A 23,861-nucleotide genomic window follows, 5' to 3' on the forward strand; every position below is an offset into this window, starting at 1 on the left:
ATGGGAATAATTGCCTTAATCAATCAGAAGGGGGGGTCGGGAAAATCTACCTCCTCAGTGCATTTAGCTTATTGGCTTCAGGTCAAGAAAAACTATCGGGTATTACTCGTAGATGCCGATGCTCAACGGTCAAGTTCTCAGTGGATTGCCGGGATGGAAAACCAGATTCCTTGTCAAGTGATTCAATCACCAGATGACATCCTAGAAAAGATTCCAGAGTTAATCAAAGATTACGATTACCTAGTTATTGACGGCCCGGCGAGTCTTTCCGAAGAAACCAGAGCTATTTTATTCCGATGTGATTTAGCCGTAATTCCGGTGCAACCAACGGGTGTTGATTTACGGTCTGCCAGCGATGCCATGCGATTACTCAAACAGGCTCAGTCTGTGCGGGGGGGATTGCCCAAAGGTTTAGTTTTCCTAAGTCGGGCGGTGAAGAATACCAAACTCAAACAGGAGGCGATCGCCCTTTTATCTCAAATCCCCGATGCTAAATTTTTAAAACCCATCATTCACCAAAAACAAGCCATCGCCGATACTTCCGGTCAATCACTAACTGTTTGGGACTTACCAGGACAAGCCGCCAGTGAAGCTGCTATCGAATATGACCGATTATTTAAAGCCATCTTGAAACAATTGCCAGAGGGAGTATGACCAATAAAAAACAAACCCGTAAACCCTTGAGTGATGCTTTAGCCCAAGAATTTGTCTATGGAGAAAATTCAACTCCGGCGGTAACTCCCAAACCGATTGAAATTTCCGAACCCCAACCCATTCCCCAACCAGAAACAACATTTATGGACAGATTACAAGTTCAACCCAAAGAAGGGACAAAACGCTTCACCGTCGATTTACCCGAATCCACCCATCGAAAATTATCAATGTTGGCGGCCAGGACAGGACGAACCAAAGCGGAAATCGTCAGACTCCTATTAGATGAAGCATTAGAGAATGTTCAGGATTAATTTAGGGCCTCATCGGTAGGAAAGAAACCCTCAAGAGTCCTGAAAATATCCTCCAGAATAGGCTGAGTTTGCAATTCCTCCGCCACCCATTGCAAAGCTTGGGGAATCTTCAATAGCTTCCTGAGTCGGGGTTTCCAATCGGTACAAGTGAACAGATTCCAGAATTGTGTCCAAAACCGTTTCAGCAATTCCGATTCTCCGGCCGGAGGTGCACTTTCTGATTCGGGAACATCACTCACAACAACTTCTATATTATTTATAGACTGCGGTGTTCCCTCCTGTTCCCTGAGTAAATCCCGTTCTAACCAATGGTCAAAGATAGAGTAACGCCAGGTGGGACAATCAAAAGCATAAACTCGTTGCCTTGTCCCATCGGGTAACTTAATTTGGCGCACACATTTGAGAGGTAGACCAATTTTATTCCTCAACACATCCTGAACAATACGGATAGGAGAAGCTTTACTATCGGGACTAATCCCCAGATAATCCCTCATATCTCGACTGTAGGTAATCACCTTATCCGCAAACTCCAAAATTTCCTCCGACTCCAAGGTAAACTCCGCATCAGGGTTAAGTAAATGTTCAACTCCTAATAGTTGCAACACCTGGACTTGTGCCGACAATAACTTAATATCCTGCAAACAAACTTTTCCTTCCCCTGCCTCCAACTGTTTCTGTAAATGGTGTTTATCCCGTTGATGAACTAAGTCAGGATGCAGTAAATAATAATGTAACCGCAACTTAGGATAATCCCCCGCCATATCCCTCAACACCAACTCCGGCGAGACTTCCACCCCATAACGATAAGAAATCTCATAATGACGCTGTTGGGCTAAATCCTCTTTGGTTTTCTGGCGCTTACTTTTTAGTTCCTCATATTGATTTCGAGAAACCAAGAATTGAGCCGCAATAAACTTAGCATAACTATATTGGTTCTTATCCCTGGTTTCCGTCGCTTTCTCTAAGTGATTTTTGGCAGTTTGTTCTAAATGATGGAGTTTTTGAACCGTTCCTTTTAATTGTTCAGTGAACTCAGGAACCTCAGCTAAGGGGTCTAAAACTTCACCTAATAAACGCTCACATTCTAAAGAAGTTTTCTCAAATTCAGACAATTCAATAATATGTCCTTCCGCTTCTAATTCCCTGACTAAAGTATTTTTAAATTTCCATTGACCTGCATTAACCCGTGCAGCAAACTTAGCCCAGAATTTAGTATGTTTAGGAGTCAGTTGCTCATCAAAATCTATAGATAACTCTAAATCAATTTCTTGCAGAATCTGGAGATTGCGTTTAAAAACCTTATTTTGAGTTGCCAATAAGGGTTTCCAATCAGTCTGGCGATTACCAATTTGACCACAACCATAGTTCGCCGCCCAAACATGACAAGGAACATTCAAATCTCGAACCCTTGCCAAAAATTGACAAGCATCTTTAACATTAATTGCCCCTTGGAAAATCCCAAATATCGCTTGAAAATGATTAACTAAATCAATACTAACTCCCGTACCAATCGTGGGAGAAGTAATAACAACATCATAATCTTTAATATGATTATTGATATCTTCCATACAGCCAAAAGCTTCATGGGTTTCATCAGCAACAGTTTCCGAATCAATCCGCAAAATCTTCAACTCAGGAAAAGACTCTCGTAATTGACTTTCAATATTAATACAAGAAAACTTCCCTTTAACCTTCTGACTATCTAAAACCATTAGAATCGGAGCTTTCCCTACGGATTCATAGAGTTTAGTGATTAGATGGGACGGATTTGATTGATTATAAACAATAATTTTCCGTTGTTGATTATGTTTATATTCATTAACATAAACTTGAGGGATAATGTTCCCCCCAGCACAATCAATTAAATAATCAATAGCATAATCAGATAAATCCGCATCTTGAGCAACAACTAAACCATCAGAACCCAAAACCGTCTGCATTAATTCCATGAACATTCGGCATAAAATGGCTCGTTTATCTGTACAGGTTGAACTATTGAGTAAATGCCAGATAATTTGTTCAACTTCGTCTAAAATAATAATAGCATCCTCCCATTCAGAGGGATTAAACTTAGCTTGACTTAGAGGATGTAAACTATCAATACATAAGCCAAAACCAAAGATAGAATCGTAGGGATTTTCCTTCTGGTCTTCCACCCAGACTAACCCTAATCGCTTACAAATTGAACGCCCTAACTGAATCCGATGGCTAATTACTAGAACTTTCCGACCAATGCCCATTGCTCCTTCAATCAAAGGAATTAGATTCTCGGTTTTCCCTGTACCTTTTCCTGACTTAATACAAACTAATCCCTGTTCTGGGAATTGAAGCTCTAAATACCGACTATTAAGTTTAGTTACAGGATAAGTAATAGAATATTCCTTCTGATAATTCCAATACTCTGAATCCGTTGCTGCAATAAATAATTGGTCAAATTGACCTTCACCATGATGGACAATAAAATCATCCACGCCTTTATCGGGGCCAGGTAAACTAATTATCCAAGCGGGACACTTCAAGGATTTTAAACATTGACCGAGTTTCTGGATTTCCCGATTAACTGCAATTTGGGTAGTCCGTTTCCGGTCATGGTCAAAACAAATATAGAATGGTCGTCTATTAGCAAACCGTTCTAGTTCAGGGAGTAGGAAACTCCGCAGTTTCAAACCATTGCTATCTCGTTCAACTCGTACCCCCCCGGTGATACCAGGTAAACCAATGGCCACATAACCAGCAGTTAATAAAGCCCCCGCTTTTTTAGCCCCTTCACAAATCGTAATGGGAATATTATTCTCTAGTACCCAGTCCCAAAACCCAATATCTTCCTCAGACAGAAGCGAGTCCAGTAAACTATCGTATCCCTGGAGTAAATGCGCCGGGGAAATATTGAAGGGAAGCTGTAAATGATGTTGTAGACGTTGTGAATATTCTTGGCCATAGCCATGTTTGAGAGCAATCTTTAGACCAATATTCCAAGATACCGAGAGTTGAAAGATACTGGTGGGGACTTTTGGGGGATGTTCATATTTGATGACCTTAGATTTGCCATCATGTCGAGGTTGGTCAGGTTTAAAACAGCCCCATTGTCCTAGACCCTGACAAAACCAGCCCCCCAATTCCAAGTGTCCATAGGTGGTTAGGAGGGGAGAACTAACTCTGCCGCTGTTGAGTCGCTTGAGTTGTGGCGAATAAAATAAATACTCGGCGGGTTGATATCCTTCTAGGCTAACAACGTTTAGACCAATGATATTTTGATGGACTCCAGAGCCTTGCCATTCAATAAAATGCGGTTCCTTGAGAAAATCAGGAGAAAAAGTTGAATAAACGCTTGCAGTATGCCCTGATTGTGCTAATATATCCATAAGTTTATGAAAGGGTTTCTACAAAACCCTGGTTGAATAACTAACTATCACCCGCAGAATCCTTGCCAAAAGTTCCTGTGGGTGATAATCATTTAAGCCTAAATAAGTACAAAAAGCAATCAATTTCGGTAACATTTAACAAATCTCTCCTGAGAAACTCAATCTCGCCATCAGAAAGGATTGGATTTAAAGCCCAAAGCATTAGCCCGTCAGGATTATCTAAGTCCTAGCAGTTTGGACGGCCATTAAAATACCTCCCGCAATACCCCGACTCCCTAACCCCATATTGAATCAAATAATCTTCATAAGTTTTGACCCGTTTAGGTGGTGAAACCAAGCGGTAATTAGGAGCAAATCTATCACGGTCAAGGCAACCGGAGCCGCCGTTATTCTGTAAGCAAAACCAAGCATCTGATCCTTCCTCAATAACAATAAGTTTCTGTGGCTTCTTAGTAATCACTAGGGGCGGTTCCGATGGTTGTGTTAATTTCTGATTACTGATACCGGGGTTAGGTTGTTCCATTGTGGGTAACTTGGTGATAGTTTGACGACTATTAACTACATGAATAATTCCCCCAATCAAACTAACTGTGATGGTAGCGATCGCAATCCCTTTTAGGAGTATCAATTTAGGAGGTTTATTCTCATCCAGTATTGAAGCTGTCGGAGTAATATTAATTGTTTGCATAACTTTGTCCGGGTTAGTTAATAAAACTGTCGTAGTGTCGTAGCGTCGTAGGTGTCGTAAGGTTATAGAAGCCCCCCTGTACTGCCCTTTACGACGGGTTACGACGGGGTTACGACGGTTACGACAGGTTACGACGGGGTAGGAGCTTCTAACCAAATTGTTTCCCCCTCAGTTGTCATCAACAAATATCCTTTATCAGCAATAAAACGGCAAGCATTGAGATAGTTTTGCTTAGTCCATCTCTCACCATCACTTGAAATTGTCAAACCTTTTAACATCTCGTTTAACTTAACCTTCCCCCCTTGTTTGCCTACCCATCTAACTATTTTGGCTTGCTCTATAGATAGGTTGGGATAATTAGGGTCTAAGGGGGGTTTATCAAAATTAAATCGGGGTAAATGTGGTTCAGGTTTTGAAGGTTGACGGGGTTGATAATCCTCATCAAAGTCTTCTGATTGTTCCGATTCAAAGACCGGAATTGATGATTTATCAAGGAATCTAGGCTGTATCAAATTAGCAGGTGCATTACCTTTTTTCTTGTATTGAGCATGGTGCTTATGGGTGGGATGTTCTGCTATCTGGAGAGGGTTTGAACCGCTAATTACAGCCGAATAAGCTGTATCTTTAATGTGTAAAAATCTAGGGTCATCATGTTTCCATTTATTGTCGATTTCTCCCCTAGCAGAAGCACCACAGAGTATTAGTAAAAAGTTGTTCCTAAACTTCCCGTCAATGCCTATGGCTTCTGTATTGTGGCTTTGCATAAGCCCCAACAAACAGATATCAAACTTCCGGGCGTTAGAAAGTTTGCGGATGGCATAGATAAAGGTATTTCTGCGTTTTTGTTTACCAGGCAAGGGGCTAATGGTATCCAGTTGTTCTAACTCACTCAGAGTATCGTTGATTTCGTCAAGGCAGACAATTATCGGGTGTCCGTCTTGATGTTTTCGGCGCTCAATTTCCTCAATTAACCAGCAGAGAACTTGATAAATTACCTGAACATCGGACTCGATACGGGGGAATCCCATCTGTTGCCAGATGATATTTTTTTGTTGGTGAATGTCAAGTACAATCACTTCCGCAGGGGTAACGGCGGTTAATTTCCCAACAATAAAACCAGCAGCGAGTGAAGTCTTGGCACTGCCGGAGTTCCCCCCAACTAATATTCCAGAAGCTTCATCGGCTAAATCATCCCAGTTGTAGAAGTCCAACTGCTCAGGGTTTTGACCTAACTGCATTTGATAGTATTGGTTGTAAATATCAGGAGTTGGCGGCATGGGAGAAGGTGGGAACAAGATATTTTGAACAGTTTGGATTTCCGCCACTTGATACAAGCCAAATATTTCCTCTTGAGTGTCCCGGCGGATAATTGACCTTTCCTCCTCCTTTAGTCCTTTAATTGCCGTGGCGATCGCCCCCACCCCAAATAACCCCGCACAACCTGAAGCATAAAACCGAGAAGGGTTAAGTCCGGGGTTGACAACTGACCAACTCAGGGCAACAACACCACCCCCGCAACAAATCAGGGAACTAACTGCCGATTCATGATCCTCTAACCATGTCAAAAACCCCATCCCCAAATCACCCCCAGAAAGGAACTAATTAAAATAATTACGATTACGGTTAACCATGTTGGCGATGACGTTGCAAACTGTCCACTATAAACCTGTCTAGCAACTGCGGTACAGGCAATAATTGACCCGACAATGATAATAAAAAAACCTGACCAATATAGCCAGATAAAGTTAGGAATAGAGCGAGTTATTAAAGTTAAGAACTGCCAACCCCCAACACTTAATAACCCCGTCCCAAAGTAGAGACTAAATCGAGACATCTAACCTCCTCTCAAGCGTTCCTTACGCTCTTGTATTCGTGCTTTTTGTTGTTCTAGTTGTTGTTGCAGTTGTCGGGCTTCTGCTTCCCTGAGAGCGATGTTTTTCTGATACTCAACAGCTATTTTATCCATATCAGAATTAAGTTTTTGATTAGCTGCATATTGGGCAAAATTCCCCCCGGCAACCTTGGGAATAGTTTTAGTTACAGTCCCGACTAATTTGGCTTCTGTTCTACTAAAAGCTCCTAATTCCTTTCCGTACTCCTTAGACAATTTCTCGTAACCTTCAAGGGTTTTGTGCATGGCTTTGAGAGTTTCTAAATCATCTTTAGAAATCATCCATCCCCTTGATTCCCACTCTCTTAAAATGTCAGCAGAAGTAGCAATATAAACCCCGTTCTGAGGGCGGTAATCAGGGGTGATAAGGTTTTGTGGGATAGGTGAAATATCCCCTTTAATGGCTATTTTAGGGTCGGTAGCAGTATCATTTTTACCACCGCCAAATATTCTGCCAATGGCATCAAAAATTCCCATATTAAAACCCTCCCAAACACTGCATAACTAAACCGTCATATTGATTGGATGATATGCTCTCAAGTTGTCGTAGGATGCGCTGTAATCGTGATATAATCGCTTTCATAATTAATCCTTCGTGATGGTTGGATTTATTAGAGAGACGGCTTTCTAGCAGGATTACCGTCTCTTTTAATTGGTTTATTTGCTGTTGGAGGCTTTCGATTTCAGTCCGACTAAATCCAGTTTCTTTTGCCGAACTGTTGACGCTTTCTGACTGCTTTGTTGGTTGGTTGTTGCCTTTTTTCCCAAGTCCTTTATCAGTTCGTTTGGGCGTTCCTTTCCCCGTTTTCCCAGTTCCTCAATCCGTTGGTGAATTAAGTTTTGGAAGTCTTCAGCTAACAAATTTTGCAACCCAACAACCTGGTTAATTCCCTCGATTTGTCCCTGTAATAAAGTCTTGGCAAACTCGATATTTCCGGCATCTGCAAGGGCTTGAGCATTGTCTCGTTGTTGTCGGATATATTCATCAATCAAGCCACCGGATAAACCCCCAACGGCCCCGATATGGTTCACCATGTTTTCTGCCACAGGGTTACTGAGAGCGAGTTCCTTGAGCGCTGCAAAATCACTACGGGTCACAGCTTCTCGTTCTAGTCCCAACTCCTGAACAAGTGCTAAGGCATTTTCCCCTAACTCATTCTCGATTTCTTCCCAGTCGATAAAGTCCTCTGAGTCTTCAATACTGAAGCTTTCCGGTGTTGATTCCGGTTTGGTTCCCTTGAGTGTTTGGGGTTTAGTTCCGGTTAGGTGATTGGCGATCGCATCCCCCCAACTTTCCTCAACTTCTGATGGATTTAAGCCAAGTTGTTTTATGGCAATTAGTAATTCAGTTTCACCAATTTTAAGCGACTTTGCTAAGTTTTGCATTGTCGATTTTTGTTTCGGTTGTGCAGACATTTTCCAATTCCTCTAAGTATTTTTTGATGGTCAATGATTGAGAATTGTTAACAATAAAATCCTCGATTATGTCCGGTCGTGGTGCTGATTTGCATTGTTTTTTATCATGTTCATCAATGCGTTCAATACACCAGACAACATAATCACAGTAGGCTTTACGAGGTTTGTAGAACTTCCAAAAACTGTCAACATGAGTAATCAAAAGGTTGACCCATGTTCTGAGTGTTTGTGCCTTCCGTTTCAATCGAGAAGTTAAATCTTTTTGGGAAGTGTACAAACTGTTCTCGGTTCGATTCTTGTAAAGCCTAACCCGTTCATTGTTTGGGATAATTTCTGGGTTAATTGCTGTCATTTTCCTTGGGATAATAAAGTGAATTAATTGCTTTCCACAGTTGAGCCTCTTATTGTGAGGATGTGGCTAGGCTATTTAGTTTTCAAGGTTCAGGATAGGTGCTATAGCTCTTAGAATCCGCCCTGTGACTCTATCGGGAGTCCTAGCATGGAATGTTTTGGAGTGCTATAGATAATACAGTATATTCAGATATCTTAAATGTCAAGAAGTATCTGAATAGCTTGGATACATTGCTTGGTATTCAGACATCGGTGATACTGAAGATATAAAGACATCGAGGTACATTGTGGAGAAGGAAAAGATTATCAGAGTTGACCTACCCGAATCACTTCACCTTGACTTCAAGCTGAAATGCACAACCAAACAGGAGAACATGAAGGATAGGGTCAAAACCTTAATACAAGCTGATGTTAGTGCATGGAAAAAAGGAGAAGATTTGCTTATCGACAACATTATTGATGGTGGTAATTTCTAATTAAGGAGAAAAAACACAGCCATTTTTGCTTTGCCTAACAATCCTCCGTAATGGGGGATTGCGAATTGAAACAAACCTCTCAGGGGAGGTAATAGCTTCCTTTGGGTATCTTCTGAGTCCTATCTAGGGTTCTGCGAGGGGATGTTCTAGGGCGCTATAGAATCAATAATACATCAAAATTAAACAGAATGAATTATTTTGTTTATATTAGAATATCTTATGAGTCTCTAAGTGCTGATATAATGAGATTTGATGCTGATACGGGGTAAAAATATGGTTGAACGGATCACAATTGATATAGAAGGGTTGCGAGGGCCGTTAGACAGGGTATGCGCTAGATATGAAAGGAGTCTCAGTCAGCAGATCAGGTATTTCATCCGTCAGGGGCTTGAGTCTGTGGGGGAACATGATGATGATGATGAAAATGCAAAAATATCACCGCCGGAGGACATTCAGGTGATTATCAGAAAAGTTTTAACTGGGAAAAAATTAAATAATATTGAATCTGATAAATTAAAGAATTATTTTAATATTGATGACTAATGAAGCGGGACTCTTAACTGCCAATTACTGCCAATTTCAACGAATAAAAACCATGATTTTCTGTTTAAATAAATGTGAATGATGACACCCATTAAATCATTTAAGGTATCCGTTTTAGCGCAAACTGGGACTCAACAAACAGCTTTACTAACTCCAGCAACAGAGGAAGATATGCCGACTGACTGGACATTTAACTGGCTATTGTTGTGGCAAGCAACGGACTTTGATTGTCAAAACATCGTTAAACTAATTTACGATAAACAGCTTTGGGGATTAGTTCGATATGGTGTTTATCCCTATTCTGATTCTGCCTCCCCAGAATTTCTGGAGATAGAACATCTGGAGACTAACCCAGTCAGTAGAGGACAACTCTCAGAACGTTTGATTGTACCCATAGGCAAATGGTTAATCTGGTACGCTGTACAAGTGGGATTACAGTGTTGCTCAGGAACCGACACACTGATTGTGTTAGTGTCATTGGAAGATGCTATCAACTACTATAGAGATATAATCCAAATGCAGTGTTTGGGGCCAACAACTATCGCTCCGGGAGAAGATGGATATGCGTTCAAATTTTCTAAGAAAGAAGCAAAAGCCTTCTGTTACAGACAAGAAAATGAATGGGGAGTCCCAACTAGCCTCAACCTCTAATCAGGTTAGAGCAGGCACAACAAAAGTGATGACGCATTCTCAGCGACAAGCTTTTTGGGAAAATTCCAACTTAGGAAAATCTTTAGGTTTTTCTCATTCGGATGAACAAAATTAATCTAATTCAAGCATTTGGCCTATGGTAATACAATTTAGGATCATTTTTGAGCGTGAGTTTTTTTTAAAACAATACAAGTAACCGAAATATCTCTAAATAACCATAAACTATAACGCAGGGAATTAAGCCATCGTAGCGGCTGATAAATTGGTAACAATAGTCGAATCATCATTACTATTAAATAGAGAAAAGGGGGTACAGATGTACACTGAATTAACTTGCCACCTTCAATAATTTCGCCGTGAACCATTTCCAATTCAGGAAAAAGTTGACACAATTGATTAATATTAGGACGAAATAGAGTATCAATAGGGTCTAAATGTAAAGGGAATTTATAACGCCGCAGTCTTGTTTTAGATCAGCGTGGATCACCAAATTACCCTTTTCTCTAGGAGATCTGAATAAATATTGATCTATCCAAGGTTGTTCTTTTTCTCGAAAAATTTTGCTAGAACTCCCAAGATTTAAAAGAGGAAAAACGGTTTTTTCATCAAGAGAATTAATCATTTTTCCTAACCATTGTGCTTCTTCTCGTAACATAATATTTTTTGACGATTAAAATTTAAAGTTCTAATTTGTTAACCTTACAACCTCCTGAAATTATTTACACAAGGTTAGGCTCAAATTCAATAGTTACAACAAATCATCCAAAAGATTCGTAATTTCTCCCTGAGCATTTTGGCGATTATCGTCATAGGCCATCAAGATATTCACATCATTATGGCGGCTAAGTTTCTGCACCCGGCGCACATCTCCCCCGGTGGCATCGAGGGCGGCGGTGATGGAACTATGGCGGACACGGTGGGGTGACATGGGTTTGGAAATCCCGGCTTTCTGGGAAAACTTTCTGATCAAGTTAAATAAGTTCAAACATAACGATTCTTATGCTATTCCTGCTATTCGTTATGCTATCCTTCTGCTATCCGTACTGAATCTTAAACGGCTTTAATATAACCTAGAGTTTCCTGCTCAACTTGCCCTCACCTGATGTAAAAATCACCCTAACAACCGTAGACCCCAAAAGCCTCAAACCCCATCCCCGCTACCTCAAAATTTACGGTCAGATGAACATTGGGGAATTGGTCGAACAAATTCAATTGTCCAATTGGATTAACCCGATTTTAATTACACCCAAACAAGTCATTATTAGCGGTCATCGACGCTGGCAAGTCGCCCTCCAATTAAACTGGGATAGCATTCCCGTTGAAATTCGAGCCTTTCCCAATCGACTGTCAGAACTTGAAGCCCTCCTGAGTGAAAATCTCGCCCGCTCCAAAACCCGTGAACAAAAAGTCCGAGAAGCTAACTCGTGGAAAGAAGTCGAATCGGCTCGCGCCAAACAACGGCAAGAAGCCGGACTTAAAATTGATGAACCCGACAACCTTATGGATATATTTTCAGAAGGTCGGAAGGGAACCACCCGGGATTTAGTTGCTGCTAAGGTGGGTTTGGGTTCCGGTGTCACTTACACTAAAGCCGCCAAAGTGGTGACTCAAATTGACTGGGAAATCAAAGCCGGAAACGAAGAATGGGCTGATGCTTGGCGTTCAATTCTCAACACCGTCAGCATTCAAGCGGCTTATTCCTTACTGAAACTGCCTCGAAAACAACAAAAACAAATCTTAGATTTAATTGCTACAGGTCAAGCTCGGACTCCTAAAGAAGCTACCCTACTGCTCGCCGAAGAAGCCAGTCTTGATGACCCCCGCTTATTTGTATCGGGCGACTTTGCCGTTGTCAACATTGACCCGAACCTAACCTTTGCTCCCTCTGACAATCGCTGGAATGGGTATTGGGGAAGGGTGGAAGGCACAGGAACTTCTGGGTTGATTGGGCTGAACTTAGGCAGTGAAATGCTGCAATTTTACAGTCGAGATTTAGTAGAAATTGATGAGCCTAGTGATGAATTATTACAGGTCGCTTCCAAAGTGCTGCGACTGCGGAGTTTAGACTTAGATGAACTGGAAATCGCCTTGCTGGATGTGTTGCAACAGCGTGTAGAATTTACGCCTCGACAACTGCTGTATCTGGAATATTTGGAAAAAGTTTTAACGTTACCTCGGCTTTCTGGCTCTTAATTTCTCAACCCGTGTGAAAACAGCCTTCACCGAGAGAGGAAAGCTACATTGCTTGCGTAATAATGATTAGGGAGAGTTAGGTTAAGATAATACCCATTCACTAAAGCCTAGTTTTTCATCCACAAAGAGTGCGCCAAAAGTGCGGAGTGCGGGGTGGAGAGTGGGTACTGGTGAGAGGTTTATCCTTTTTCCTTAAATAACCCTACCCAAACGTTCAATTAAATCAATTACTAAATCTTCCCGTTCCCCACTAGAAGCTGGCAAAAAAGTTAACACCGCTTCCTGTAGCTCTTCCCTATTTTCTCGAAACCAAGACCCCAGAAAAATCTTAACTTCACCTTGAATCTGATTAAATTCTTCTTCCAAGACCTGACAACCCTCTAACAAAATTACAATATCTTCTATATCCTTAGAAAACCGAAAATCTTTACCCCGTCCTAAAAAAGCCTCTACCTTACTAGCCAATAAATAAACAGGAGAAAAAATATCAATGACTTGCCCACTGGGTAAATTATAGGCGATCGCATTCTTAATCCCCTCACCATACCAACGATTAGTGAACCCTAAAACCCCAGGTTCACAAGGCATAATATCTATTATTAAATCCTGATATTGCCACCGACATAACGGAGCATTTGGTTCTGTACATTCCTCTAAACCAACTTCTCGCAACCGTTCCGCCAAAGTATAATACTCAGACCTCGAAAAAATCTCTACCACGCAATCTACATCTAATGTGGGACGCAATTCATCCTGTAAAATCTCATCCAAATAAAGACAAATCGTAGCCCCACCCGTAAACACAAAACGCTCTGGTACAGCCGCCAAAACCTTCGCCACTCTTTCCAAATTCCTAATCTGAGGATGAGTCATACAGCCTCTTTTTTAACTCTACTGCGGCTAATTCCTGTTCTCGCACCTTACCCACCCGTAAACTATCCACCAAACACAATAACTCATAAAATAAAGGATCATCCCCCACAACTTCCGGCACAGAGCGATATAAAGGTGTAATTTCCTGACCCTTGCTCTTCCCTTGAGCAAAAGGCCATACATAAGGATTTTGATCATCGACCATCAACAACCCCTTCAAGGGTTCCGCAGAATGAGCCGTGGGTATACCCCGTACCAATGCCCCAGGATAAGCCGGAAAAACGTATTTTAAACCATGTATAAGATATTCCTCCACAGCCCCTTTTAACACTTTTCTTCTTTTGCTGTTATACAAATGGCACTGTTCACAACGCTGTAAAGCCTCATACACGACAGAAGCACTGGTCTTTAAACTTTTTGCCAAGTCATCATAAGTCCACATCGAATCTAAACAGTGAACTTTGAGCAAGATGACGATATCTTGAGGTTTTTGAGCCGATTTCATTCAGGAGCTAGTTAGCAATGTTCTTTATTCATGAATTACGAATAAAACTATTATAGCTTAAATGATTTCACTTGAAATTGGCTTTTGAATGGGGAATGAAAATCAATCATAATATCTGAAGTGGGTACACCCATCTCGACATTATCTCATTCAGGATTAATCGTTTTGAGTCTGCAAATAGGCACTTAGATGTTCCAAAGAGTCAAAATCAAGGACAGCTATACTTAAGTCTTCAAGTTGTTCAATCGATAGTGCCTCCACCTGGGCTTGTATCTCTGGCGGTAGCCCATTTGCGAGCAAAGAAAAATCTTGTAATTTATGGTAGAGTTGATTAAGAATAATAGCCAGAGTCGCTTCTTTACGAACAGTAAGCCTCGTTTGAGTAATCAACGCTTTGAGATCGCCATTGAAGGAAATCTCTTGGGCAGCAATACTCGCCTCTTCAACAATCCTATTGCCCAGACGAATATTATGGCAAGCATCCCACTCCGTTTCTGCCGTCAACTCGATTTCATAATGGACAACAATCCAATAGCGTTTCAACTCACTCATACAACTTCACAATTTCAAGGGTTTATATTCAAGGAGATGTGGCAATGACATCAAACCTGTTCAACGAATTTATCGACGCCGGCCCAGAAGCCAAACTAGAATTGATTGAATCCAAGCTAATCGTCGGTAATACCCTAGTTGGCAGCCGTCTGCTACTCAAACAAATTCTCACCGGATGGGGAGCGCGGGCCGCCATCGCCCTAGCCCCCAGACAACAATGGCTAGAAGCTCTCCGTCTTACCTATAATGCGCCGATTCCAATTGGATTAAACAGTACAGAAACCATCGCCACCACCTTACAAACCTGGGCGGCTAGTTTCCCCTACCAACCCGAAGACCTACTACCCGGTTCAAGAGGAGAAGAAAACCATCACAATCCCATCCGCAGTTATATCAGCCACTCTTTCTGGGAAATCGCAGAAATACTAGGAGGACAATCATTCAGCCGCGATTTTGTCATGCGTCTGGGCAACAATGGCTTCACCCCAGACATCCTATTATTTATAGGGCCACCGCGCAATACACTTAGAGAATACTACCTGGAAGGGCCAGCCGAAAGTGTCATCGAAATACTGCGACCCGGACATGAATACACAGACCGCATCATCAAACGAGACTATTACGCCGCAGGTGGAGTGCCAGAGTACGTCATTCTCAATCCGGCCCAAAAAGAAATCGAATTTTGGCGCTTATTCAACGGAAAATACGAGCGAATGGCTCCTGACGCATCAGGATGCTACCGACCGCAAAGCGTACCGGGGTTAGTTTTTGCCCCCAACAATCTGTGGAGAGAAGATGAAGACTGGTATAGCTGGCCCCACGACCCGCCAGTTGTTTATATTGAAGACACCCAGCAAGAAGGTCGAAGACTGCGAGCGGTAGAGAATGGTTTGGGTTGGGGATGTTTACCATTTAATCCCCAATTGCAGTTAGAGCCAGTACCGATTTCTTTTGAACAATACATTGCTTGGTGTCCAGAAGCCAAGTTTGAGTTCTGGGATGGGAAACCTCAAATTGGCAGTAAAGAAGGCATTCGTAACTTGATTGGGATGTTACTGATGACCTTTGGTTTAGCAGATGCTTTAAAGGTCTTGTCGCCCGTTGAGTGGGTAACAGCGTTATTAGAAACAGAAACTCTGAACTGGCAAGATGCCCAACGGAAAGCGGTTTGGTGGGATTTGGCTCGTCAAGCTGCTACCCTATTGCGTTCTAAATATGGGGTAACTCGGTTGGGAGTCATTGGAGATTTAGTCAAACCTGAGCCCTTAAATTTTTGGTCTGAAATTACGCTAGTTGTTTGGGATTTACCCGGGAGGAAAGATTACGAGATTTACCAGGATTTGTCTAATTTGAGCAAGGAACCTGAGATTAACTTAATTGAGGCAGATAGCAAGTATGCTACGCTGGCTCAACAGCAGGGGATTTCTCAATCTCTGGTTGAGATTTAGTTCCCGTCGATTTCTTGTGTAAGTGTTTGACCAGGAAATTGGGATAAAATCAAACCTAGATCCTATTTTTGTATTCCTCAACTTTATCTCAATCGCACTCCGCACTCTTGATAGCCCCTATGAACACCCTCCCGTCTAATTCTGCTGTTGAAATTGTTCCGGCTTCTGTTGTGGGGACATTAGCTGAACGCAATGTGATGGAGGATTTATTAGCTACAAAGCGTTCTGAGAATACCCGTAAAGCTTATAATCGGGATTTGAAGGATTTCTTTTGGGCGATCGCTCAAACTGAACCTACCGCCGAGTTGGTGATTGAGTTTTTACAGTTATCCAAGGAACAAGCCTTAAGTTTGGTATTAGGTTATAAGCAACAATTGTTATCTAAAAAGTTATCAGAAGCGACGGTAAATCGACGTTTAGCCGCGATTAAAGCGTTGGTTGCATTCGCTTATCGGATTGGGCAATGTGGTTGGACATTGGCGGAATTAAAGGGGGAAAAGGTTAAGACTTATCGGGATACCACAGGAATTTCCCCGGTAGCGTTTAAGAGGATGTTACAAATTCCCAATCGTCGCATACTTAAGGGCAAACGAGATTATGCGCTATTAAGGTTGTTATGGGATAATGTCCTACGGCGGGAGGAGGTCTGTCAAGTCAATCTTGAGGATTTGGATTTGGAGGGGAAGACACTCAAGATTTTGGGTAAGGGTAAGGGAACGCAGAAGGAAGCGGTAACGTTATCAAAGCCAACGGTGGAAGCTCTACAAGATTGGTTGCTGGCTAGACGAGAATTAAAACGGTCTAAACCTTTGTTTATTGCCTTGGATAGAGCGAGTTATGGACATCGGCTGACGGGGACGGGGGTTTATAAGATTGTTAGTCAAATTGCACGGGAAGCTGGGATTAATAAGCCGTTATCGCCTCACCGAATTCGTCATTCGGGGATAACGGCGGCATTGGAAGCAACGAATGGGGATGTGCGGAAGGTGCAGAAATTGAGTCGCCATTCGGATTTGAATACGTTGATGATTTATGACGATAATCGGAAAAATCAGCAGGGGGAAGTCACCGATTTATTAGCGGATTTGGTTTGATAGGTTGACATTTTATTAAATATGGCGATCGCAGAAGAAGCTGAAAAACGAGAACCTCAAATTATTTGTTCTTTAGGATTATTTGAATCAAAGGATTAATGATTACCATGACATCAGTTCAATTAACTACAAATTTTTCCCTAGAAGAGTTCCTGCAATTGCCGGAAACTCAACCCGCTTGCGAGTACATTGACGGTCAAATTTATCAAAAACCAATGCCCCAAGGAAAACACAGTATTCTGCAAACTCGCTTAGTAACCCTTATTAATCAAGTTGGTGAACCGCAGCAATTAATTTATGGACTTACAGAATTACGATGCACGTTTGCAGGGCGTTCTCTTGTCCCAGATCTTGCTGTATTCGAGTGGTCGCGCATTCCTGTTGATGAAGATGGAGAAATTTCAAACCGAGTGGAAATTGCCCCAGATTGGATCATTGAAATTCTGTCCCCCGAACAGTCTCCAAACCGCGTGATTAACAAGATTATTTTCTCTCTTAAACAGGGGACAAAGTTAGGTTGGTTCATTGACCCAGATGATAAATCGGTGATGGTTTTTCAACCCAATCAATTACCAGAAGTTAAATATGATGCCGATATTTTACCTGTTCTCAGTGTGATAGAAAGTTGGCAAATTTCAGCAGCCGATGTTTTGGGGTTGTTAAAATTTCAATAAAGATTTTCTTGTCCTTTTCTTTAATTGACTCAATTTAAAATGATGAATTTTACCGATCAAACTTTCATAATCACGGGTGCATCTGCGGGGATTGGAAAGACTGTTTTCCTTGAACAATGAGTCCAGACATATTGATTCAATTGCTATTCCTGTTATTCGTTATGTTATCTGTTATTGATTACGTTATCTGTTTTGTTATTCATTACCTCAACGGGTCAATAAAAAACTACACTGTAGGAAAGGATTGAGGGGAAACATCAATAAATATCAAAGCCTTAATAAAAATTAATAAATCTGTCCATGAGTTTAAATCGTTATTATCAGTTTATCCAGATTAATTTTTAAAAGTTACCTATTTTTATACTATGATTTAGCAACGCTAGATTATCTAACGTTGCTGATTTAGCTGAATTTATTCTTCGCAATTAGTAAATCTTAGAGTATCCCCCCAATTACCTATCTCCCAAGTGCCATTATAACCCTCTTCACCATAACCCTTAAAGCCTTTATCTGTCTTGGAAGCCATGCCAGAAGTTTGATTGGGGTCATCGGCTGTACCGCTAATCTCTATTACACGAATATCAAACTGAGTAATCGAACCATATTGGTTTATTTGGTCTTGCATCTGATTTATGTCATTTTCAGCACTGTCCATAATAAATTATTCCTAATCTGGGTGAACCATATATAGCATATCAGAAAATTTAGTGGCTTTGTGTAGTAGTTGCCACCTGGCTTACCATCGTAGAAGTCGTGGAAATATCTCACCTGGGCAGTTATATTTGGATTTAAAACTACCCTAAAATACGGAAAAACCACCCCGGATGAGGCAGTTCAAAGAATTGTGATAGCCCATGATTTTAGGCAGCAAAAGCAATCAGGATTAGGGAAGTCAACAGAAGGACAGCAGCAGAGGCTTGAAGTGCATAGCGACTTTGCTGTTCGGGTGAGGGGTATTCGGCAAAATAAAGTTTGGGTTCGGTGGCGTAGTTATTTAGGATGCCATTTTCGTTGGTGGTTCTCATGGTGGTTTTCCTTGAATTTGCTTGTGTATGTAAATAAATGTAACGGAATGTTAAGGATTATTACAGTGACTTGACTCAAAAACCGAGGTGATGTTTGTCACAGGGAATTTTTGAATAATCTATTGGTAAAGGGGAGTTGACTGCAAAAATCAAGGCAGTGTTTAATTAAAACCTAGCTGTAAGTACCAGAATAAGAGAAACCTCACTTATAAGTTTAATTAAAATCAGGTTCTCAAGGAATCCTTTAGATTAAGGTAAAGTTTAGCCAATACATTAATAACCCAACTGAAAGCCAATAAAGATAAGAGTTTTGACCTAAAGGTTTTATTATTCTTGACCCATGAGTGAATCAGCAAAACCTGGATCTATTGTGATTTGTCGGCAACGGCAATGGGTGGTATTGCCTTCTGATAATTCCGAAGTTGTTCGGTTACAGCCCCTGAATGGTAACGAAGAACAAATTTTAGTATTTAATATTTATGACAAGCTGAAAGGGATAGAAGTGATGTTACGCAAAATTTTGGTTTTTTTAGTTTTTTTTACTGTTATATTTTCTACGGTTTTTTGTGAATATTCTTCGGCTAAATCTTCAGAATTAAATGATTGTAATTATAGGGATAAAAATAATTATGAATTTTCCTCATTAGAACAAAGTGACTATTATGTAATCAGAGAAATATTGTCAGTTAGTGACTTAGCCAATGACTCTACCGATCAGTTGAAAATTCTTTCCTCAACACCGCTAGGATTAGTGACTAAGATAGCAGCTAACGTAACAAAAGGTGTAATATATATTGAAGATTGGACACATACTGACAAAGAAATTGAACAAAGAATCAATCAAGTATTAAGTTCACCGAAATTAACTAACATTGCCCATGATTCAGAGTTATATGAGAAATTTGAACAATACGTTAAAACGAGCTTACGAGAATGGATACCAGACCGAGATTATCCGGGAATTGGTTATCTACCGAAAAAATTTTTATATGATCAATGTCTGGGAGAACAAGACATAACTAAATATTGGCCCGAAGCCACAAAACGACAACAAGCAGAATACATCGCTGTGAATTTTGATGAATTAGTTTTGAACTATGAATTGTTTTGGAATAATCTAAATTCTAATTAGTTGCTACTATATTATTAAAAACGATGCTTGCCTCTATTTTTGACACCTGTGACCCCAGAGCCGAAATTTTATCCGGTGATTTATCCCTGGATGTATTTGCCGCCAAATTGCGGTTAGTCGTCGAAGGAAAAGCACCCCAGGTTTATCAAGATGCCCATGCCTTTTTTGCCAATACCTTCCCCACCGATGGCATTAAAACCTTAATTCGGGAAGTCTTTGGACGCTTAAACGGCATCACCTCCGGTTCCCCCGTCATTCGCTTAGAAACCAGTTTCGGCGGCGGAAAAACCCATGATGAAATTGCCCTTTGGCATATTTGTAAACAAGGCAGACATATCCAAGGATTAGAACGCTTCGCCGATGTTCATGTTATTCCTGACTATTCCGTACAAGTTGCCGCCGTTGATGGTAAAGATTTAGATCCCGTAAATGGGGTGTTTCATGCAGAAACCGGAATTACAACCTATACCCTTTGGGGAGAAATTGCCTATCAAATTGGAGGTATTGAAGGGTATTCTTTATTAAAAGGTTCCGATACCAGTGGCATCAGTCCAGGGACTTCTGTACTAGAACGGTTAATCAATGGCAACCCCACCGTTATTATCTTAGATGAAATTGCCCGTTATTTAAGATCTGCTAAAGCCAAATTAATTGGCAATAGTGATTTATCAGAACAAGTTGTTGCCTTTTTATTTTCCTTAATGGATTTAGCGGGAGCTTGTAATCATTTAGTCTTTGTTTATTCTTTAGCCTCCGCTTCCGATACCTTTGCTGAAGAAACCTTCGATTTACAAGAATTAATCCATGCTTCGGCGCGACAAGAACGGGTTTTAAGTCCCTCTACCGATATTGAAATTTATAATATTGTCAAACAACGAATTTTTAATCGAGTTGATGATCATGCAGCCGAACAAGCCGCTTCCGAATATTTAGCTTCCTATCGAGGAAGTCGGGTGAATTTACCGGATGGTTGTAAAGATTCCAGTTATGTTACCGCCCTGACGAATAGTTACCCATTCCATCCCGAACTGTTTAATTTATTAACAAAAAAAATTGCTTCTATTTCTGACTTCCAAAAAACCAGAGGCGCACTGCGGTTATTGGCGTTAGTGGTTCAATATTTATGGAATCAAAATCAGGAGTATATTCCCTTAATTCATACCCATCATATCCCCATTGGATTAAATTCAGAGATCACCAATGAATTAACCTCAAAATTACAACGTCAGCAAATGTATCCCCCCATTGGGGCTGATATTTATAACCCGGATGGTAGACCTGCTTATGCCCAAGTTCAAGATGAACAATGGCTTATCGCTGGAAAGCCGCCCTTTTCTAGTTGGGTCGCCCGAACCATATTTTTACACTCTTTAACCCAGGGAATTTCCTCCGGTATTCGTCAAGCCGAATTAAACTTATCCTTATTAACTCCAGGGTTAGAAATTGGATTTGTACAAAAAGCTTTAGACCAATTAATTAAAGTGGCTTGGTATTTAGATTATGACCCCATTACTTTTATTTCTCGATTTAAAGAAGAACCTTCGATTAATAAAATTATTACCGAAGAAAAGGAACAAATCGGACAGTCTCAAGCTAAAGAAGAATTAAGAAACCGTCGAGATACGATTTTTGCCACTCGACATTTTACCTTAATTTCTAGTCCCGAAACTCCGACAGAAGTAGATGATAAACCGGATAATATTGCCTTATGCTTAATTGATTTTGATGAAGCAACCGTTCGCAGTTCTACGGATGCTGTCCCTGATTTAGTGGAACGAATTTTTAATAATACCGGAGAAGCAGGTAAATTTAGAATCTACAGAAATCGGTTATTATTTTTAGTGGCAAATGAACAAGAATTACACCGAGCTATTGATTTAGCCAGAGAATATATCGCCATTAAAATTATTCTTAAAAGTCAAAACCGTTTAGATGATTTATCGGAACTGCAAAAGAAAGAATTGAAAGCTAGAGAAGGGGTTAGGGATTTAGACGTTAGAATTGCTTTAACAAATACCTATCGCCATTTATTTTATGCTATGGTTGACACGGTAAAAGCTCCAAAAGGCTTGATGCACTATACCTTACCGTCTCATGATTCTAGTATTGTTAAAGGTAAAAATAATCAACAGGATGTAATTTTAAAAGCCTTAAAAGATTGTACCAAAATTCGTTCAGAAGAAGCGAATGCTTTTGCACCTGCTTATATTTTACAAAAAGTTTGGCCGTCAGGATTAGATTCTTGGACAACAAAAGCCTTTCGAGATGAATTTGCCAAAAACCTGAATTTGAATCTTTTATTAGATGCGGAAGTTGCCAAATTACGGGAGACCATTCGACGGGGTTTACAGGAAGGACAATGGGATTTAAAAATCGGAGAACGGCTGTATATTAAAACCGATGATAGCCCCCTAACGCCCCCAGACACCCTGGAATTTTCTGATCGCATGGTGTTATATCGACGGGGAATTTTACAGCCTCCTGAACCTAAAATTATTGAGCTAAATGCCCAATTAATGCCCTCTACAGAAGCCCTAAAACCTGTGCGGTTACGGTGGAAAGCTAAAGGGGCGGTTACGGTACAGTTATATCAAGATGGGGGGTTAATTCCGGGGGAGTTTCGCCCCTCTGATGAATATGAAACCCAAATTGATCAAACAACTTTATTTCGGTTAGTTGTTGACTACGGAAATGGGGAAATACAGGAGAAGGAAACAACGGTAAAACTGGTGGCGGGAACTAATTTAACGGTTAAAAATGGGGGCGGAATTTATGGCGTTGAAACCGTTGAAATTCCAACAATTTTTGATTATCAATCGCCGATCATTGAATTAGAAGGAACGGTGAACAGTGTTTTTACTAAGTTAATGGATTCCTGTAGCGACCGTAAAGTTCAAAGCATTGAATCCTTAGAAATTATGGTGAGTCAGTTTGTGGATTATCGGAAATTGGGAACTGCAATTTCTTTATTAAGTCGGTTTAAATTACAGATTGACCAACGGGCTACTATTCAAGTGGGAGATCAATTTGTTCGAGTAGAATACCAAGGGCCAGTCAAAGGATTTCAACCGTTTTTTACTCCTTTAAATGCACTCTTGAATAGTTCTGATGTCCAAGGAAATATTAGTTTTAAATTAACGATAGAATTTCAACCTGCGATTTTACCACACGGGACAGAACTCAATCAAATTCAACAACAATTAAATCGCAACCCCGTTGACCGTTTAAATTTAACCGCAAAGGTTAATTATTAATGGTTGAATCTAAATCAATGATATAATAAATTCATGTAATCCTAATTTTGTTTTAAATTGAATTCATGAATTATGCAGGAGTTTCAGTTGCGGGTTGTTCCTTTGGATAATAATAATTTTGCCTTAGAATTATACCAATGTGCTTATAAAAAAGCTGGAGAAAAGAAACGACCCGCAGCGAAACGAGTGGGACGGTTAAAGGGCAATAACTTAATTCAATCTCGACAATTAATTTATACTGCCTTAAAAACCAATCAATATGACCCTAAAACCTTATCTTATAAACGACAAACTCCTTATATTTTATCAGAAGAATCAGGGGTAATGTTAGCGATTTTATTTCAAGCGTTGCAACCGTTATCTAAACCCGAACGCATTGCCAATATTACCGATGGCGTTATGGCAATGAGTAATGAAGAAGCGCATTATTGGTTTGCTAAAATAGCAAATGGGAAACGTTCAACCGCATTAAAGGCGTTACGGGTATTATTAGGGGATAGTTAACCTCCCATATTAATTATGACTTCTACAATAGCTTTACAAAATATTGCGGTTTCTTTACCTGTTTTTACGGACGTGGAACAGAAGGAACGATTTTTATTTGTTTTGGGTGCGTTAACCGCGAGGGTGATTAGTTTGAGGAAAGCGGCGGAAGTGATGAATTTGGATGAAGCGGGATTATTACAAATTTTAGATTTATTAGGAATCGAATTTTCCTATTTAAAAGATGAAGATATTCAACGAGAAAAAAACTGGTAAATGCTAAAC

The 23,861-nt window shown here is 40.5% G+C and carries 26 protein-coding genes and 1 pseudogene; 12 read left to right on the plus strand and 15 right to left on the minus strand.

The genetic code is table 11. The features are described from left to right. Both NMG86_RS25600 and NMG86_RS25605 read left to right on the plus strand, forming a co-directional pair. A partial coding sequence (locus NMG86_RS25600) for an AAA family ATPase (RefSeq protein ID WP_087882305.1) occupies window positions 1–654 on the plus strand: 654 nt, incomplete at its 5' end. After that, the gene (locus NMG86_RS25605) at window positions 651–965 is read left to right on the plus strand and encodes a ribbon-helix-helix domain-containing protein (protein ID WP_087882304.1); all 315 of its coding nucleotides are present in this window, start codon (window positions 651–653) and stop codon (window positions 963–965) included. The genes NMG86_RS25600 and NMG86_RS25605, both read left to right, overlap by 4 nt. Here NMG86_RS25605 and NMG86_RS25610 read toward each other — a convergent pair. The 7 genes from NMG86_RS25610 to NMG86_RS25640 all read right to left on the minus strand — a co-directional run bounded on the left by NMG86_RS25610 (window position 962) and on the right by NMG86_RS25640 (window position 8,674). Beyond that, a complete protein-coding gene (locus tag NMG86_RS25610; protein ID WP_499103753.1) occupies window positions 962–4,327 on the minus strand; it encodes a DUF3854 domain-containing protein in 3,366 nt (1,121 codons plus the stop codon). The two genes, NMG86_RS25605 and NMG86_RS25610, sit on opposite strands and share 4 nt — an antisense overlap. A gap of 226 nt (window positions 4,328–4,553) precedes the next feature. Further along, the gene (locus tag NMG86_RS25615; protein ID WP_026789293.1) at window positions 4,554–5,015 is read right to left on the minus strand and encodes a hypothetical protein; all 462 of its coding nucleotides are present in this window, start codon (window positions 5,013–5,015) and stop codon (window positions 4,554–4,556) included. A 128-nt stretch (window positions 5,016–5,143) separates the two neighbouring features. Next, entirely contained in the window at window positions 5,144–6,580 is a 1,437-nt protein-coding gene (locus tag NMG86_RS25620) for a hypothetical protein (protein WP_144018205.1), read from the minus strand. Next, window positions 6,577–6,849, minus strand: coding sequence for a hypothetical protein (locus NMG86_RS25625; protein ID WP_026798344.1), 273 nt, complete (start codon window positions 6,847–6,849; stop codon window positions 6,577–6,579). The genes NMG86_RS25620 and NMG86_RS25625 overlap by 4 nt, the downstream gene beginning before the upstream one ends. Then, complete coding sequence (locus NMG86_RS25630; protein ID WP_026798345.1) at window positions 6,850–7,383, minus strand: hypothetical protein; 534 nt, start codon at window positions 7,381–7,383, stop codon at window positions 6,850–6,852. A gap of 180 nt (window positions 7,384–7,563) precedes the next feature. Then, window positions 7,564–8,322, minus strand: coding sequence for a hypothetical protein (locus NMG86_RS25635; RefSeq protein WP_144018204.1), 759 nt, complete (start codon window positions 8,320–8,322; stop codon window positions 7,564–7,566). Continuing rightward, window positions 8,267–8,674, minus strand: a complete 408-nt coding sequence (locus NMG86_RS25640; RefSeq protein ID WP_026798347.1) for a hypothetical protein — start codon at window positions 8,672–8,674, stop codon at window positions 8,267–8,269. Before NMG86_RS25640 ends, NMG86_RS25635 begins: the two co-directional genes overlap by 56 nt. Before the next feature lie 748 nt (window positions 8,675–9,422). On the opposite strand from NMG86_RS25640, the gene NMG86_RS25645 reads away from it, so the two are divergent. After that, a complete protein-coding gene (locus NMG86_RS25645) occupies window positions 9,423–9,692 on the plus strand; it encodes a hypothetical protein (protein ID WP_144018203.1) in 270 nt (89 codons plus the stop codon). 78 nt (window positions 9,693–9,770) lie between these two features. Beyond that, on the plus strand, window positions 9,771–10,343 hold the full coding sequence (locus tag NMG86_RS25650) for a hypothetical protein (protein ID WP_237746761.1): 573 nt from the start codon (window positions 9,771–9,773) through the stop codon (window positions 10,341–10,343). A 155-nt stretch (window positions 10,344–10,498) separates the two neighbouring features. Here the strand turns inward: NMG86_RS25650 and NMG86_RS25655 are convergent, their stop codons facing one another. The 3 genes and pseudogenes from NMG86_RS25655 to NMG86_RS25665 form a co-directional block, all read right to left on the minus strand. Continuing rightward, a complete protein-coding gene (locus NMG86_RS25655) occupies window positions 10,499–10,708 on the minus strand; it encodes a hypothetical protein (protein ID WP_026798351.1) in 210 nt (69 codons plus the stop codon). Window positions 10,709–10,773: 65 nt separating this feature from the next. Further along, on the minus strand, window positions 10,774–10,998 hold the full coding sequence (locus tag NMG86_RS25660; protein ID WP_026798352.1) for a hypothetical protein: 225 nt from the start codon (window positions 10,996–10,998) through the stop codon (window positions 10,774–10,776). A gap of 93 nt (window positions 10,999–11,091) precedes the next feature. After that, window positions 11,092–11,322: pseudogene (locus NMG86_RS25665) on the minus strand (tyrosine-type recombinase/integrase); the annotation flags it as partial. Window positions 11,323–11,432: 110 nt separating this feature from the next. Here NMG86_RS25665 and NMG86_RS25670 point away from each other — a divergent pair. Continuing rightward, a complete protein-coding gene (locus tag NMG86_RS25670; RefSeq protein WP_040957830.1) occupies window positions 11,433–12,536 on the plus strand; it encodes a ParB N-terminal domain-containing protein in 1,104 nt (367 codons plus the stop codon). Between the two features lie 192 nt (window positions 12,537–12,728). On the opposite strand, the gene NMG86_RS25675 is transcribed toward NMG86_RS25670, so the two are convergent. The 3 genes from NMG86_RS25675 to NMG86_RS25685 all read right to left on the minus strand — a co-directional run bounded on the left by NMG86_RS25675 (window position 12,729) and on the right by NMG86_RS25685 (window position 14,466). Next, complete coding sequence (locus NMG86_RS25675; protein WP_026785217.1) at window positions 12,729–13,409, minus strand: nucleotidyl transferase AbiEii/AbiGii toxin family protein; 681 nt, start codon at window positions 13,407–13,409, stop codon at window positions 12,729–12,731. Then, window positions 13,390–13,914 carry a hypothetical protein gene (locus NMG86_RS25680; protein WP_026798354.1) on the minus strand — a complete coding sequence of 175 codons (525 nt, stop codon included), beginning with the start codon at window positions 13,912–13,914 and terminating at the stop codon, window positions 13,390–13,392. Before NMG86_RS25680 ends, NMG86_RS25675 begins: the two co-directional genes overlap by 20 nt. Before the next feature lie 156 nt (window positions 13,915–14,070). Continuing rightward, window positions 14,071–14,466, minus strand: coding sequence for a DUF4351 domain-containing protein (locus tag NMG86_RS25685; protein ID WP_040957831.1), 396 nt, complete (start codon window positions 14,464–14,466; stop codon window positions 14,071–14,073). A 44-nt stretch (window positions 14,467–14,510) separates the two neighbouring features. On the opposite strand from NMG86_RS25685, the gene NMG86_RS25690 reads away from it, so the two are divergent. The 3 genes from NMG86_RS25690 to NMG86_RS25700 all read left to right on the plus strand — a co-directional run bounded on the left by NMG86_RS25690 (window position 14,511) and on the right by NMG86_RS25700 (window position 17,682). Continuing rightward, a complete protein-coding gene (locus NMG86_RS25690; RefSeq protein WP_026789288.1) occupies window positions 14,511–15,914 on the plus strand; it encodes a Uma2 family endonuclease in 1,404 nt (467 codons plus the stop codon). Window positions 15,915–16,033: 119 nt separating this feature from the next. After that, window positions 16,034–17,008 (plus strand): tyrosine-type recombinase/integrase, encoded by a 975-nt coding sequence (locus NMG86_RS25695; protein ID WP_081692466.1) that lies wholly within the window; start codon window positions 16,034–16,036, stop codon window positions 17,006–17,008. A gap of 107 nt (window positions 17,009–17,115) precedes the next feature. After that, the gene (locus tag NMG86_RS25700) at window positions 17,116–17,682 is read left to right on the plus strand and encodes a Uma2 family endonuclease (protein ID WP_026789286.1); all 567 of its coding nucleotides are present in this window, start codon (window positions 17,116–17,118) and stop codon (window positions 17,680–17,682) included. A gap of 412 nt (window positions 17,683–18,094) precedes the next feature. Here the strand turns inward: NMG86_RS25700 and NMG86_RS25705 are convergent, their stop codons facing one another. Both NMG86_RS25705 and psb34 read right to left on the minus strand, forming a co-directional pair. Further along, on the minus strand, window positions 18,095–18,337 hold the full coding sequence (locus NMG86_RS25705) for a hypothetical protein (RefSeq protein ID WP_026798355.1): 243 nt from the start codon (window positions 18,335–18,337) through the stop codon (window positions 18,095–18,097). 205 nt (window positions 18,338–18,542) lie between these two features. Further along, window positions 18,543–18,707, minus strand: a complete 165-nt coding sequence (gene psb34, locus NMG86_RS25710; protein WP_043939620.1) for a photosystem II assembly protein Psb34 — start codon at window positions 18,705–18,707, stop codon at window positions 18,543–18,545. 340 nt (window positions 18,708–19,047) lie between these two features. Between psb34 and NMG86_RS25715 the strand changes: the two genes are divergently transcribed. From NMG86_RS25715 to NMG86_RS25730, 4 genes are all read left to right on the plus strand, one after another. After that, on the plus strand, window positions 19,048–19,839 hold the full coding sequence (locus tag NMG86_RS25715; RefSeq protein WP_026798356.1) for a hypothetical protein: 792 nt from the start codon (window positions 19,048–19,050) through the stop codon (window positions 19,837–19,839). 23 nt (window positions 19,840–19,862) lie between these two features. Further along, window positions 19,863–23,093, plus strand: a complete 3,231-nt coding sequence (locus NMG86_RS25720) for an ATP-binding protein (protein WP_026798357.1) — start codon at window positions 19,863–19,865, stop codon at window positions 23,091–23,093. A 72-nt stretch (window positions 23,094–23,165) separates the two neighbouring features. After that, complete coding sequence (locus NMG86_RS25725; RefSeq protein WP_026789282.1) at window positions 23,166–23,597, plus strand: DUF7680 family protein; 432 nt, start codon at window positions 23,166–23,168, stop codon at window positions 23,595–23,597. A gap of 15 nt (window positions 23,598–23,612) precedes the next feature. Continuing rightward, entirely contained in the window at window positions 23,613–23,852 is a 240-nt protein-coding gene (locus tag NMG86_RS25730) for a hypothetical protein (protein WP_026789281.1), read from the plus strand. The last annotated feature ends 9 nt before the right edge of the window (window positions 23,853–23,861 follow it).

Source organism: Planktothrix rubescens CCAP 1459/22, assembly GCA_904830895.1.
GTDB lineage: Bacteria > Cyanobacteriota > Cyanobacteriia > Cyanobacteriales > Microcoleaceae > Planktothrix > Planktothrix agardhii.

What these genes read in the sequence shown, in the direction of transcription:
- NMG86_RS25605 (WP_087882304.1), top strand. Translation starts at nt 651, where the DNA reads ATGACCAATAAAAAACAAACCCGTAAACCCTTGAGTGATGCTTTAGCC.
- NMG86_RS25690 (WP_026789288.1), top strand. Translation starts at nt 14,511, where the DNA reads ATGACATCAAACCTGTTCAACGAATTTATCGACGCCGGCCCAGAAGCC.
- NMG86_RS25635 (WP_144018204.1), bottom strand. Translation starts at nt 8,322, where the DNA reads ATGTCTGCACAACCGAAACAAAAATCGACAATGCAAAACTTAGCAAAG.
- NMG86_RS25695 (WP_081692466.1), top strand. Translation starts at nt 16,034, where the DNA reads ATGAACACCCTCCCGTCTAATTCTGCTGTTGAAATTGTTCCGGCTTCT.
- NMG86_RS25655 (WP_026798351.1), bottom strand. Translation starts at nt 10,708, where the DNA reads ATGGTTCACGGCGAAATTATTGAAGGTGGCAAGTTAATTCAGTGTACA.
- NMG86_RS25675 (WP_026785217.1), bottom strand. Translation starts at nt 13,409, where the DNA reads ATGACTCATCCTCAGATTAGGAATTTGGAAAGAGTGGCGAAGGTTTTG.
- NMG86_RS25720 (WP_026798357.1), top strand. Translation starts at nt 19,863, where the DNA reads ATGCTTGCCTCTATTTTTGACACCTGTGACCCCAGAGCCGAAATTTTA.
- NMG86_RS25715 (WP_026798356.1), top strand. Translation starts at nt 19,048, where the DNA reads ATGAGTGAATCAGCAAAACCTGGATCTATTGTGATTTGTCGGCAACGG.
- NMG86_RS25610 (WP_499103753.1), bottom strand. Translation starts at nt 4,327, where the DNA reads ATGGATATATTAGCACAATCAGGGCATACTGCAAGCGTTTATTCAACT.
- NMG86_RS25615 (WP_026789293.1), bottom strand. Translation starts at nt 5,015, where the DNA reads ATGCAAACAATTAATATTACTCCGACAGCTTCAATACTGGATGAGAAT.
- NMG86_RS25650 (WP_237746761.1), top strand. Translation starts at nt 9,771, where the DNA reads ATGATGACACCCATTAAATCATTTAAGGTATCCGTTTTAGCGCAAACT.
- NMG86_RS25725 (WP_026789282.1), top strand. Translation starts at nt 23,166, where the DNA reads ATGCAGGAGTTTCAGTTGCGGGTTGTTCCTTTGGATAATAATAATTTT.
- psb34 (WP_043939620.1), bottom strand. Translation starts at nt 18,707, where the DNA reads ATGAGAACCACCAACGAAAATGGCATCCTAAATAACTACGCCACCGAA.
- NMG86_RS25660 (WP_026798352.1), bottom strand. Translation starts at nt 10,998, where the DNA reads ATGTTACGAGAAGAAGCACAATGGTTAGGAAAAATGATTAATTCTCTT.
- NMG86_RS25705 (WP_026798355.1), bottom strand. Translation starts at nt 18,337, where the DNA reads ATGGACAGTGCTGAAAATGACATAAATCAGATGCAAGACCAAATAAAC.
- NMG86_RS25730 (WP_026789281.1), top strand. Translation starts at nt 23,613, where the DNA reads ATGACTTCTACAATAGCTTTACAAAATATTGCGGTTTCTTTACCTGTT.
- NMG86_RS25625 (WP_026798344.1), bottom strand. Translation starts at nt 6,849, where the DNA reads ATGTCTCGATTTAGTCTCTACTTTGGGACGGGGTTATTAAGTGTTGGG.
- NMG86_RS25630 (WP_026798345.1), bottom strand. Translation starts at nt 7,383, where the DNA reads ATGGGAATTTTTGATGCCATTGGCAGAATATTTGGCGGTGGTAAAAAT.
- NMG86_RS25700 (WP_026789286.1), top strand. Translation starts at nt 17,116, where the DNA reads ATGACATCAGTTCAATTAACTACAAATTTTTCCCTAGAAGAGTTCCTG.
- NMG86_RS25640 (WP_026798347.1), bottom strand. Translation starts at nt 8,674, where the DNA reads ATGACAGCAATTAACCCAGAAATTATCCCAAACAATGAACGGGTTAGG.
- NMG86_RS25680 (WP_026798354.1), bottom strand. Translation starts at nt 13,914, where the DNA reads ATGAAATCGGCTCAAAAACCTCAAGATATCGTCATCTTGCTCAAAGTT.
- NMG86_RS25685 (WP_040957831.1), bottom strand. Translation starts at nt 14,466, where the DNA reads ATGAGTGAGTTGAAACGCTATTGGATTGTTGTCCATTATGAAATCGAG.
- NMG86_RS25645 (WP_144018203.1), top strand. Translation starts at nt 9,423, where the DNA reads ATGGTTGAACGGATCACAATTGATATAGAAGGGTTGCGAGGGCCGTTA.